This window comes from Halomonas sp. PAMB 3264 (assembly GCF_031954245.1).
Taxonomy (GTDB): Bacteria; Pseudomonadota; Gammaproteobacteria; order Pseudomonadales; family Halomonadaceae; genus Vreelandella.
The window spans coordinates 3,360,148-3,372,162 of sequence record NZ_CP134866.1 but is presented as its reverse complement, the minus strand read 5'-3'; the positions used below and the strand labels follow the sequence as shown (position 1 = coordinate 3,372,162).

At 57.4% G+C, this 12,015-nt stretch carries 11 protein-coding genes; 5 read left to right on the top strand and 6 right to left on the bottom strand.

What is annotated here, in order from left to right; all coding sequences use genetic code 11:
• Positions 1 to 64 precede the first annotated feature (64 nt).
• A complete protein-coding gene (locus RN347_RS15285) occupies positions 65 to 1,672 on the bottom strand; it encodes an FAD-binding domain-containing protein (RefSeq protein WP_311958824.1) in 1,608 nt (535 codons plus the stop codon).
• A 78-nt stretch (positions 1,673 to 1,750) separates the two neighbouring features.
• On the opposite strand from RN347_RS15285, the gene RN347_RS15280 reads away from it, so the two are divergent.
• From RN347_RS15280 to RN347_RS15260, 5 genes are all read left to right on the top strand, one after another.
• The gene (locus RN347_RS15280; protein ID WP_311958823.1) at positions 1,751 to 2,053 is read left to right on the top strand and encodes an antibiotic biosynthesis monooxygenase; all 303 of its coding nucleotides are present in this window, start codon (positions 1,751 to 1,753) and stop codon (positions 2,051 to 2,053) included.
• A gap of 898 nt (positions 2,054 to 2,951) precedes the next feature.
• Entirely contained in the window at positions 2,952 to 3,698 is a 747-nt protein-coding gene (locus RN347_RS15275; protein WP_311958822.1) for a serine protease, read from the top strand.
• Positions 3,699 to 4,115: 417 nt separating this feature from the next.
• On the top strand, positions 4,116 to 4,367 hold the full coding sequence (locus RN347_RS15270) for a hypothetical protein (protein ID WP_311958821.1): 252 nt from the start codon (positions 4,116 to 4,118) through the stop codon (positions 4,365 to 4,367).
• Between the two features lie 176 nt (positions 4,368 to 4,543).
• A protein-coding gene (locus RN347_RS15265) for an IS3 family transposase (protein WP_311958820.1) occupies positions 4,544 to 5,664 on the top strand; the annotation gives its coding sequence in 2 pieces (ribosomal slippage) (positions 4,544 to 4,802 and positions 4,802 to 5,664; 1,122 coding nt in all).
• Positions 5,665 to 5,923: 259 nt separating this feature from the next.
• Positions 5,924 to 6,247 carry a hypothetical protein gene (locus RN347_RS15260; RefSeq protein WP_311960860.1) on the top strand — a complete coding sequence of 108 codons (324 nt, stop codon included), beginning with the start codon at positions 5,924 to 5,926 and terminating at the stop codon, positions 6,245 to 6,247.
• 326 nt (positions 6,248 to 6,573) lie between these two features.
• On the opposite strand, the gene RN347_RS15255 is transcribed toward RN347_RS15260, so the two are convergent.
• Genes RN347_RS15255 through RN347_RS15235 form a run of 5 tightly spaced genes read right to left on the bottom strand, consistent with a single transcriptional unit; the run spans position 6,574 to position 11,870 of the window.
• On the bottom strand, positions 6,574 to 7,983 hold the full coding sequence (locus RN347_RS15255; protein ID WP_311958819.1) for an amidase: 1,410 nt from the start codon (positions 7,981 to 7,983) through the stop codon (positions 6,574 to 6,576).
• A complete protein-coding gene (locus RN347_RS15250; protein WP_311958818.1) occupies positions 7,983 to 9,248 on the bottom strand; it encodes a Zn-dependent hydrolase in 1,266 nt (421 codons plus the stop codon). The genes RN347_RS15255 and RN347_RS15250 overlap by 1 nt, the downstream gene beginning before the upstream one ends.
• The gene (locus tag RN347_RS15245; protein ID WP_311958817.1) at positions 9,245 to 10,090 is read right to left on the bottom strand and encodes an FCD domain-containing protein; all 846 of its coding nucleotides are present in this window, start codon (positions 10,088 to 10,090) and stop codon (positions 9,245 to 9,247) included. Before RN347_RS15245 ends, RN347_RS15250 begins: the two co-directional genes overlap by 4 nt.
• Positions 10,091 to 10,092: 2 nt before the next feature.
• Complete coding sequence (locus RN347_RS15240) at positions 10,093 to 11,619, bottom strand: sodium:solute symporter family protein (protein ID WP_311958816.1); 1,527 nt, start codon at positions 11,617 to 11,619, stop codon at positions 10,093 to 10,095.
• Entirely contained in the window at positions 11,616 to 11,870 is a 255-nt protein-coding gene (locus tag RN347_RS15235; protein ID WP_311958815.1) for a hypothetical protein, read from the bottom strand. The genes RN347_RS15240 and RN347_RS15235 overlap by 4 nt, the downstream gene beginning before the upstream one ends.
• Positions 11,871 to 12,015: the final 145 nt, after the last annotated feature.

Below are 12,015 nucleotides of genomic sequence, written 5' to 3'. Positions count from 1 at the left end.
GACGTTCGCCCCACACGGGGCATCAAGAGGGGAGGCCGTAGCCTAATCACTTACGCATGTCGGGTCAAAGCGGCGTTTCATCATTGGGCGAGGCGCCTTCGTTCGCGGATGCGCTCGCCTGCTCGAACAGCGCCAGCTGGCGATGATCGACGGGTTTGGCGCGCCCGCGCCGGGCGCTGGGTCGGCGGTGGCTGGCAAGTCGGGCCATTAGCGTTTGGCTGATCGCTTTCGCCTCCGGCGTATGGCTCATCTCGAAGATGCGCGTTTTCCACTTCTGCGCCTCGGCCTCGAACTCAAATGGAATCGGGTAGTGCTCACCGGGCGTAAAAGCGTAGCGCGTTTGCAGGCTTTCCGGCAGCGCCCAGGGTTTGGCCCGCCACTCGACGGGCAGCACGTTGAGTTCCGGTACCCAGCGGGCGACGAATTCACCGCTCGGGTCGTTGTCCTCGGCCTGCTTGATCGGGTTGTAGATGCGCAGCGTATTGAAGCCAGTGGCGCCGGACTGCATCTGGATTTGCGGGTAGTGAATGCCGGGCTCGAAATCGGTAAACAGCCGCGCCAGGTGAAGGCCGGGCTCACGCCAGTGAAGGCCGAGGCCGAAGGTGGCAAACGAGATCAGCATCGCGCGCATACGAAAGTTGATCCAGCCGGTATGAATCAGGCAGCGCATGCAGGCATCCACCAGCGGCACCCCGGTTTGGCCGCACTTCCAGGCCAGCAGGCGCGGGTGCTGCGGGTCGCGTTCGCGCAGCCCCTTGAGCGCCGGGTGCAAGGTTTTATCTTCGATGCTCGGCTCGCTTTCGAGCTTTTGAATGAAGTGGCAGTGCCAGTGCAGCCGCGAGGCGAGTGAGCGTAGCGAATGTGCCCAGCGGGTCTTCTCAGCATGCTTTTCGCGCTGATGGCGAAGCGAGCGCACTACCTCGCGCATCGAAAGCGTCCCCCAGGCCAGGTGCGGCGAAAGCCGCGAGCCGTGCACCTCGGCCCGCAGGGGTTTGGAGATCGAGCCCCGGTAGCGCTCGCCGCGCTGGGTGATGAATCCGTACCAGAGCGCGCGCCCGGCGCGGCGCCCACCAAACTGGCGCTCCGGGCAGGGCGTGGTGTCGACACCCAGCGTGAGCGTAGGGAGTTCTTCCACCGGCCGGTGATGAAACGCCTCCCAGCCGGGAGCGGGGCGGGCGCTTGCAGGCGCCTTGAAGGGCGGGGCCTGCATCAGCGCTTCCCACTGCTCCTCCCAGGCGGTTTGATCCACGCGGCTTTTCAGCCCGCGCACCACGCCCACCTGGCGGTGCTCGTGCCACGTTACTCCTTCGGCGCGGCACCACTCACCCACCGCCACGTCGCGCGCATAGCTCCAGGCATTGCCGGTTTCCTCATGGGAGTAGAGCGTGAGCGCCCCGTAGTGCGCCTTCAGCGAGGCGAGCAGCGCGAGCACGTCGCCTTCCCAGATACACAGCGGCAGCCCGCGCGCGCCCAGCGCCGCCTGCAAATCGACCAGCGAGTCGGCGGCGAACTGCCAGTGGCGAAGGGCGCTGTCCGGCGCCTGCCACTGGCCGGGCTCGATGGCGAACACCGGCAGCACCCAACCCGCCTCGGCGGCGAGAGTGAGCGGGGCGTGGTCGTGAACACGCAGATCGCGCTTGAACCACACCACATGAATACCGGCAGTGGCCATGGGTCTCCTTGGGCTATCCGTGCCCGGGTCGTAGCGTTACCATCAAGCGTTGGTCACTTTTCACCAGGGAGCAAGCCCATGTACATCGCCATGAACCGTTTTCGTATCGCCCCGGGCGGGGAAGAGGATTTTCTCGAGGTATGGCGCAACCGCGACTCGCACCTCGAGGAAGTGCCCGGTTTCAAGGAGTTCAAGATGCTCCAGGGCGAGAAGCAGGAGGATCACACCGTGTTCATTTCTCACAGCATTTGGGAGAGCGAGGCGGCTTTCCGCGACTGGACCAAATCCGAGGCGTTTCGCAAGGCGCATGCCAATGCCAAGTCGCCGGAAGGGATTTATCTGGGGCCGCCGAAGTTCGAAGGGTATGAGGTGGTACTTTAAGGCTTGCCTTTGAAATCATGTATTTGATGCTGCCGCTTTCGAGCGGCAGTTTTGTGTAGGGCTTGGATGAAATGATGGTGGGCGCCAGTCGGTGACCTATGGCTGAGGGCTGTCATCGAATTTACGCGTGACCTAAGATAAGTTTGTAAATAAAGTATGACTGAATCGCGTAAAACGAGCGGGCACGCGAAGAGGGGATAGGCTGCCTACGGAATAGCCGTCTCTATTAAAATCAGTAAGTTACGGGCGTGTGCGGGCTGTATAACACCAATAAACGCGCAGGCGCTTTTATTGGTGTTATACGGTTGAAGATATAATCACTGTTATGTAAAAGGACTTAATTATGACAAATAAAGAAAAAAGGTTGCTAGAAGCATATTCTGAATATGTAGCTGGTAGATTTAATGAGCTGACAAACAAAATTGTCGTGGTTGTCGTTTTTTTTGGGTACACTCTCTGCTCTAACAAATTTGGCAATCTATAACTTTTGGATAGTGGTTATTATACTCGGTGTGTTCTTATAGTTGATGCTTAGCGAGCGCAACGCTCCTAACTCTCAACTAAAAAAACACTCAATAAGCTAGAGTGTAAATATAAGAAGAAGGAGGAGGATAAAGATTCTTTAGAAGAAATCAGGTCATATGACATTTTGAAAGGTTTTAGTGCCAGAATTGTAAAGCACAACCTGCAGTTGTTATTCGGAGTTTTATTTTGAATATATAAAGGGTTTATTCATGCTCTTAATGCTGGGTTCATATAGGGCTATGAGGCTGATCTATAGCTACATAACAAGGCGCTTAACAGTGACCCGTAACGCGTGGCATACTTTTTTGCTGTGCAAAAGTGTATGCCACGGTTCGGGTACGTTAGCTTGGCGTTATGTTTTTGAGAGAACACTGTGAATAATTTTACCCATCTATATCAAAGCTATAAGTATTCAATGGTTCGCATCACTGTTAGAACGGAGTTGGGAGATTTAAGTAATGGCTCTGCTTTTCATATAGGCGATGGATGGCTTGTAACAGCAGCTCATGTTGTGAATGACGGTGAGATCGAGGAAATAGTTTCGGAGTATTGCAGTCAAGACTTGGAAATAGAAAAGATAATTTGCCACAGTGACGAGCGGATAGATCTTGCGTTACTGAAAACAAACTTGGATCTTAATCACTACCTCACAAAAACTACTATACACGGTACATTAGAGGGTTTTGTACAAACTGACCACATAGAGATTGGTGGTCACTTAGATGGCTGGATAGGCGACGAGTTAGTTTTGTCAAAAGTTCTACTTATGGGATACCCTCCCGTTCCATTTTCTAGTGGTCCAGTTCTTCTTGCCTCTGAAGGTGAGGTAAATGCTGTGGTTGATAAATACAATGGTCCTCATCCACATTTTGTAATTTCAAATATGGGTCGTGGTGGCTACAGTGGTGGACCAGTTTTGAGTGAATTTGGTTTCCTGCTAGGAGTTCTTATAGAATCTTTGGTAGTAAACAACCAGTCCGAGGAGCTTGGATATTCCTCTGCTGTATCTGTTGAGCCATTATTGGTGCTTCTTCAAGAAAATGGGGTTTACCCTGGGAAAAATAGAGAAACCATAGAGGTTCTTCTTGAAGGCGCCGACCATTGGGATCAAAAGACATAACAAGCAATTGCAGCGGATCAAAATTTGCTGCGCAAACTTTGCCCGCTGAATTGGGCGTTAGGCAATCGATAGGAGATCTAATGAAGTGGGGACGGAATATTTACGTGGATTACTGCTGTCACGTTGTTGACCTGTACTCCCGGTTTTTAGGTGAGCAAAGCGTTAAACCAAATCGAGATTTCTTCCATGCGCCCGGAAAGCATTGCTGCAATGGCTACTGCATTGCTTGTAGGTGCAGTCTAACCAGACGACGAGACATTTTATTTACCTATCAGCTTTTCTAGTGCCACACCAAGAAGATAAAAATCTCAAGCCGACTTTAGAAGCCAACTCGCGCTATCCACGAAATCGACATGCATTAGTAGGCTTGTCACGATGCACGCTTAGAGTCTCATATGAGGTCACGAGTAACAGAAAATGGCGAAACCCAATAAAAAGGGCCCGACCAAAACCATCGATATTTTTTGTAAGAACTGCGGTGCCCAGCTGTTCAAATATCGCAAAGGGGGTAAGGGAGCGCTCGTGAAATGTTTCAAAGAGCGCATTGTGGAAGACTTCACAGCCTTGGCTTGTATATGTCCTCAATGCGAAAAAGCGTTCGCACGTGAGACGTTAGTGCGCGGCACGCCAGCGTATAAATTTATCGGTGGAAAAGTGTGGTTTAAATAACGCTTTAATTCTTGAACCTGTTGGTTCAATGGCTACTTCAAATAGACTATCAATAGGTGACGGCAGGAATTTACGGCTAACCTTCATTAATTAAGGTGAAGGTCGCAGGCGACGTCACCCCCTGATTGAGTAGCGCTACACTTTAGAGTCCGATCCTATGCGTAAGGAGATTGGACATGAAGAAGCGTTTCAGCGAAGAACAGATCATCGGTTTTCTGGGCGAAGCCGAAGCAGGACTGCCCATCAAGGAGCTATGCCGTCGGCACGGTTTCTCAGAAGCCAGTTACTATCTATGGCGCAGCAAGTTTGGCGGCATGAGCGTCCCCGATGCCAAACGACTCAAAGAACTCGAAGCCGAAAATGGGCGCTTGAAAAAGCTGCTCGCGGAGTCGCTACTGGAAATGGAGGTCACTCGGGAGGCGCTGAGAAAAAAGTGGTGAGTGCCCCGGCACGCCGAGACGTGGTGCGCTTTATGGTGTCACGTGGTCTGAGTGAACGCCGAGCGCTCCGTGTCATCCATATGAGTGCCAGTGCATTGCGCTATCAATCGGCCCCTGACCGCAATGGGGCATTGCGTGAACGCATTACGGCCCTGGCCCATCGGCATCGTCGCTATGGCGCTGGCATGATCTACCTGAAGCTGCGTCAAGCCGGTGAACAGGTCAATCATAAGCGCGTCGAACGCCTCTACGCGGCGGCTCGATTGCAGGTAAAGCGCCGCAAGCGCAAGAAGGTTCCTGCGTCTGAGCGAAAGCCCCTTGGCCGTCCTTGTGCCGCCAACCAGGTCTGGTCAATGGATTTTGTATTTGACCGTACGGCAGAAGGACGCGTGATAAAGAACCTCACCGTTGTCGACGACGCCACCCATGAAGCCGTGGCGATCGTACCTGAACGGGCCATTGGCGGCCTGTCGTTAACACGGATTCTGGATCATCTGGCTATACAACGTGGCCTGCCAAGCGCCATTCGTACGGATAATGGAAAGGAGTTCTGCGGACGCGCCATGCTGACGTGGGCTCATCAGCATGGTGTCGCCCTGTTTTTAATCGAACCTGGAAAACCCAATCAAAACGCCTACATCGAATCGTTCAATGGGCGTTTTAGAGACGAATGTCTAAATGAGCACTGGTTCACCAGCCTGAATCACGCGAGGATCATCATCGAGGCGTGGCGACGGGAATACAACGAAGAAAGACCGAAGAAAGGGCTTGGAGGGTTAACGCCTTCCGCCTATGCCGAGCAACTGGTGTTAAAACACGATAAAGTAACTTCAGACTCTAAACCCGGGTGCTACTGAAGATGGGGTGACGTCGCAGGTACAGCGTTGCCAAGTAGGCTTTGCGCATCGTATTCCCCTCGTTTCCAAGAGGTGGGCCGCACTCTATAAATTGACGTGATGCCATAGAACGGTAACGTTAAAAACGGGATCTTGTACCGCTAACACAGCGAGCTCGGTATATTAACCCGGCCATGGGGCTGCTCGTGGCGCGAATCATCCAGACGTGGGTCGTATGGGTGTGAACCATTGAAACAAAGAGGAATCGGTTTTGAAATTAGTGAAAACCTTGCTGATGGGGCTTCTGCTGCTGGGGTGCTCATCCTTGGCAAGCGCGTCGGATTACTACGTCGATATCACCAACGATACGGGCTATACCATTTTGTATATGTACGTCAGCCCGGCGAAGGCCGAGACCTGGGAGGAAGACATGCTGGGTAGTAATGTATTTCGAGACGGTGAGACCCAGCGGGTGACGCTAACCAACTACGAAAGCCCCCTATTCGATATTCGCCTGGTGGATGAAGACAAGGACAGCTACACCTTCTGGGATGTGGATGTCTCGCAGCGCGATATCGTAGTCACGCTGAGTGATCTGGATTAAAGCAGCGTCGCGGCGTGATGATCGCGTCGCCTTGAGCGGTTAGCGCGAATATTCATCCAGAGTATTTATTCCTGCGCAAGGCTCGGCCACTGTCGCCATGTTAAAACGGCTTGCCTTTTCTTTAGAAGGCAAGCCGTTTTTATATAATGCAAAGCGTAGCGGTTTTGAGTAGTTCAGGTTTTTTATCGACCTTTTCGATTACAGGGTGGAGCGTGGGCAATATGTCGTGCTTTCAGTGGCCTTCTCACTATTAAACTTTCGGTAGCACGTTATATCTTGGCGCCGTCTTCTCCAGCCTCCCCGTAAGCGTTCACTATGGTTGGTGTTCAGATTGAGCGCGGCACCAAACTCGGCAATACACGCTCCAATACCCGCGCCACCTGCAACACCTTCAAATCCTGATACTTCCCCGCCACAAGATGCAGCCCCACCGGCAGCCCGTGGTCATCCAGCCCGCAGGGGAGTGAAGCAGCGGGCTGCTGAGTGAGGTTGAAGGGGTAGCTGAAGGGCGTCCAGTCCATCCAGTCCTGGTAGGGGCCATGCGGCGGTACGTTGTGGCCCGCCTCGAACGGCGCAATCGGCATCGTGGGCGTGACGAGTAGATCGAATCGTTCGTGAAACGCGGCCATGTGGGCGGTGAGGTCGCTGCGCTTGCGCCGGGCGGCCAGGTACGCCGAGAGCGAGACATCCTGGCCGCGCCGGGCGATGTCGAGAAAGCCGGGGTCCAGCGCTGCCTGCTGTTCGTCATCCAGCTTCTCCAGCGCTTGGGTGGCGCCGGCGAACCAGAGGGTATTGAAGGTGTCGAGCGGGTTGGCAAAGCCCGGGTCGATGCGCTCGACCGTGGCGCCCAGCGCTTCCAGGTGCGCCACGGCTTCCTCTACCTTACGGGCGATATCCGGCGCCACGTTCACGTAGCCTAGGTGCGCGCTGAAGGCGATGCGGTAGCCGGTCAAGTCCGCGGGCGGCGGGGCAAGCCAGTCCGGCCCCTGCGGGTTGCCCGCGTAGCCGTCCCGGGCGTCGGGCTTTGCCATCACGCTGAGCATCAGCGCGGCGTCGGCGGCGGTGCGGGTCATGGGGCCCAGGTGGGAAAGCGTGCTCATGGCGCTGGCGGGCCACTGGGGTACCCAGCCAAACGTCGGTTTGATGCCGAAGGTGCCGGTGAAGCTCGCCGGAATGCGAATCGAGCCGCCGGCATCGCTGCCCTGGTGCAGAAGCCCCAGGTTCAGCGCCGCCGCGGCCCCCGCGCCGCCGGAGGAGCCGCCGGGCGTCAGCCGGGTATCCCAGGGGTTGCGGGTAATGCCGTGCAGCGGGTTGTCGGTCACGCCTTTCCAACCGAACTCCGGCGAGGTGGTCTTACCGATGATGATCGCGCCGGCCTCACGCAGGTGGCGGCTGATCGGCGCGTCCACCTCCCAGGGGCCATCCGGCGAAGTAGTGGTCGAGCCCATGCGAGTGGGAAGCCCGCGGGTCAGGGTCAGATCCTTGATGGTGACCGGTACGCCATCCAGTGGGCCGCAGGGCGTGCCCTGTTGCCAGCGCCGGTGGGAAGCCTGGGCGAGCTCCTGTGCTTGCGCCGAGTTGACGACGCTGAAGGCGTTGACGCGCGGGTTGTGGCGCTCGATGCGTGCCAGACAATCCTCGACCAGCGCTTCGGGGCTGAGTGAGCCCTGCTCGAAGCGTGCAAGCGCTTCGACGGCGGTCAGAGTCTCGAAGGTATCGGCAGAAGGGCTGGCCATCAAGCGTCTCCCTTGACCGTACCCGCCGCGTCCAGTACCGCGTGGAGCAGTACGTTGGCGCCAGCGTGAACGTGTTCCGGCGTGGCGCTTTCGGCCTCATTGTGGCTGATGCCGTCCTTGCAAGGAATGAAGATCATCGCCGCCGGTACCACGCGCCCGAGAAAGATGGCGTCGTGGCCCGCGCCGCTGATGATCTCTTCGTGAGAAAGCCCCAGTGCCTCGGCGCCTTTGCGAACCTGCTCCACGCAGGTTTTATCGAAGTACTCCGGCGCGAAGGTGGCGGTGGGGGTCAGTTCCCACTCCAGCCCGTGGCGCTCGCTGATCTCTTCGACCGCCCCGGCCACCTCGCGGCTCATCGCCTCCAGTGCTTCCGGCTCCCAGTGGCGCATGTCCAGAGTCATCTTCACCTGGCCGGGAATCACGTTGCGTGAGCCCGGATGAAGCTCCATGTAGCCCACCGTGCCGCGGCCGTGGGGCGCATGATTGTGGGCGATGCGGTTGAGCGCGTGGGTGACTTCCGCCGCGCCCATCATGGCGTCGCGGCGCAGGTGCATGGGCGTGGGGCCGGCGTGGGCTTCGAGCCCGGTCAGCGTGAGGTCGAACCACTTCTGCCCGAGCGCGCCGATCACCACGCCGATGGTGGTGTGGTTCTCCTCGAGGATGGGGCCCTGCTCGATGTGCGGCTCGAAGTAGGCCGCGATCTCCTTCGGCGATACTTCATCGCTGCCGCGGTAGTCGATGGCGTCGAGCGCCTCGCCCGCGGTCACGCCATCGTGGTCGGCGCGCGCCATCATCTCGTCGAAATCGAGCTCGCCGGTAAATATGCCGGAGCCCATCATGCAGGGAGCGAAGCGACAGCCTTCTTCGTTGGTCCAGGCGACGATCTCCACCGGCGCTTGGGTCTGGATGTGGTGCTGGTTGAGCGTACGCAGCACCTCGAGACTCGCTAGCACGCCGAAGGCACCGTCGTACTTGCCGCCGGTGGGCTGGCTGTCCAGGTGGCTACCGGCCATAACGGTTTTTGCGTCAGGGTCGCGGCCTTCGCGGCGGGCGAAGATGTTGCCGACCCGATCAATGCGGATCGAGCAGCCTTCCGCTTTGCACCACTCGATGAAAAGGTCGCGGCCCTGGCGGTCCAAATCGGTCAGCGCCTGGCGGTTGACGCCGCCCTTGGCCGTGGCGCCGAGCTTCGCCATCTCCATCATCGAATTCCAGAGACGGTCGCTGTCGGTCTTCATTGCGTCATGGGTTTGTTGAGTTGTCATTGTTGGCTACCTCGCGGGTGAGAGTCGGTGGAATGGTCTGTCGCCAGGTCGTGCAATCGTGAGCGCTGCGTCGGGTCCATGTGCAGGCCGGCGGCGAGCATTTGCTCGGCCATTTCGGCTTCCAGCGCGCTCATGTGGTGTTCGGCGTCCGCCATGTGCTCGGTCATCAGCTGGCGCACCTGTCGCGTATCCTCGATGCGGTAGGCCTCGACCAACCGGCGGTGGTAGTCGTGGTTGGCCTGGTCGAACTGCTTGCGCTCGGGGATATAGGCTTTTTTGATCACCACCAGATCGCGCAGCATGTCGTTGAGAAACCGGCACATAAAGGCGAGCAGGGGGTTTGGGCAAACGTCGGCCAGGAGCTGGTGAAACTCGAGCTCCAGAAAACGCTGTTGGCGATGATCCTCTTCGTGGTCGCAGCCGCCGCAGGCGGCCATATTCGCTTCCAGGCGCTCGAAGTCTTCAGGCGTCAAGCGCCCGACCACCGAGGCGGCAAGCTCTACCTCGAGCAGTTTGCGCAGCTGATAGACTTGGCGTCCGTCCAGCTTCTGAAAGTGCAGGAAGCTTCGCAGCAGGCGGCTGGCGGGCTCCATGCCCGGCTGATTGATCACTGCGCCGCCCTTCGGGCCGGTTTTGAGCGTGATCAGCCCCTCTACTTCGAGGATCTTGAGCGCCTCGCGGATCGTGCCCTTGGCGCTTTCATAAAGCGCCATCAGGGCCTTCTCGTTGGGCAGGCGGTCGCCCGCCTCGAGCCCTTCGGCGGCGATCCAGCGCTTGATGTCCTCGCTGATCAGTTCGGCAAGCTTGGGTCGCCGCGTTCCGGGCGTGAAGCCGCTGGCCATGGTTATAGGCCTCGATGGCCGGCGGTTTCACTCACGGCGGGTGTGTCGTTTGCGCGCTCAGGGTGGTACTCGGCGTCGTACTCGCCGCGGGCACGCTCGAAACGCGTCACCACATCCGCATCTCGGCGCTTGAGTACCACGCTCAAGCTGACGAAGAGTGCGACGTTGAGCAGCAGACCCCAGACCCCAGCGTGAAAACCAAAGGGCGCGGCCAGCGGCCCGAAGGTCATCAACAGCACGCAGGCAACGCCGCCGAGTAGCCCGACCAGCGCAGCGGTGGGGTGAGCCCTTTTCCAGGTGATCGCGCCGACGGTGGGGACGATGAGCTGGGCGGTGCCGGCCAGAGCCGCAATGCCGATGGTCACGAGCACGCCGGGCACCGCCAGCGCCATGATGTAGGCCGCCAATGAAAACCCGACCAGCGAGTAGCGCCCGATGGTTACGATGCGCGCCTGGCTCGCGTCGCGGTTCACGTAGCGCTTGTAGATATCCATGGTGACGATGGTCGAGACCGCGTGGATCTGCGAATTGGCGGTCGACATCGCCGCCGAAGCGCCGGCGGCCATGATCAGCGAGGCGAGCAGGTAAGGCGCGTACTCCATCAGCATGATGGGCAGAATCTGGTCCGGGTTATCCACACCCGGCTCCAGCAACACGCCGGAATAACCCGACAGTACTGAGCCCACGTAGGCGAATGCGGCCAGTCCCAGCAGAAATGGCATCAGGTTGAAGAGCTTGCCGTGCTTGACCGAATACATGCGCAGCCAGATCTGCGGGCCCATGAAGGCACCGATGGCGGTGACCACGAACAGTGAGAACCACATCGGGTAGCCCATGGTGCCGTTGGGCCCCGGCAGAGTCAGGTGCTCTGGTGAGCTTTGCTGCAGCTGGCTGAACAGGGCGACCGGGCCGCCTACCTGGGTCGAGATGTAGTAACCCGCGTACATCATGCCGAAGAAGAGCAGGGCACCGTAAATGACATCGGTCCAGGCGATGGCACGAATACCGCCAATCCACACGTAGATAATAATAATGAAATAGAACAGCAGCGCCGCAAGCCAGAAAGGAATCAGCCCATTGGAGGCCACTTCGATGAGGTAAGCACCACCGGTCAACTGAATTTGCAGATAGGGCACAGTGAAGATCAGCGTAATAGCCGCCACGGTGAGGCGAAGCGCTTCGCTGTTGTAGAAGTCGCCCATCAGATCCGACGGGGTCAGATAGTCAAAGCGTTTACCCAGAAACCAGACCCGCTTGCCGATCCAGTAGTACATGAACCCGAACAAGAGATTCCAGGCAAGCGCGGTCAGAAAGACCGGCCCGTTGGTGTAGAAAGTGGCGTTGGAGCCGAGAAACGCAAACGCGCTCCACCAGGTGGCCGCCACGGTGAAGAAGACCGCGATGCTGCCCATCGCGCGTCCTTGCACGAAGAAGTCCTCGCTGGTGGCCTGGGACTGCCGTGCCGATACGACGCCCACGATCAAGGGGATGATCATGAACGCGGCGATGATCAATAGGCTGCCGCTCATGATGTCTCTCCCGCTGGCTCTTTTGGCTGGTTAAGTGGCGCAGATGCACTTCCCCAGTTAGTGAAGTAAGCCGCCAAAAACAGGGCGGTCAGCACGAACCACCAAAAGAGATTCCATGCGAGCAGAAAGGGGACCCCCATAATTAAGGGTTCGATTCGGTTTGCCAGTAAAATGAGGGGACTTTCCAGCATGACGAAGCTGATGATTATACCGGCGTAGAGCACCAGCTTGGGTCGGGGTAGGTTTTTCATAAGTCACTCGGCTCGTTGATTTATGTTTGAAAGTGCGAGCTTTTTTAATCCACAAGCAGGTGTTGAAACTTCGAGGAAGTTATCACCACGAACTTGCTGAAGGGCGTGTCACAATTTTTATATTTATTCGTATAAATATTATCTT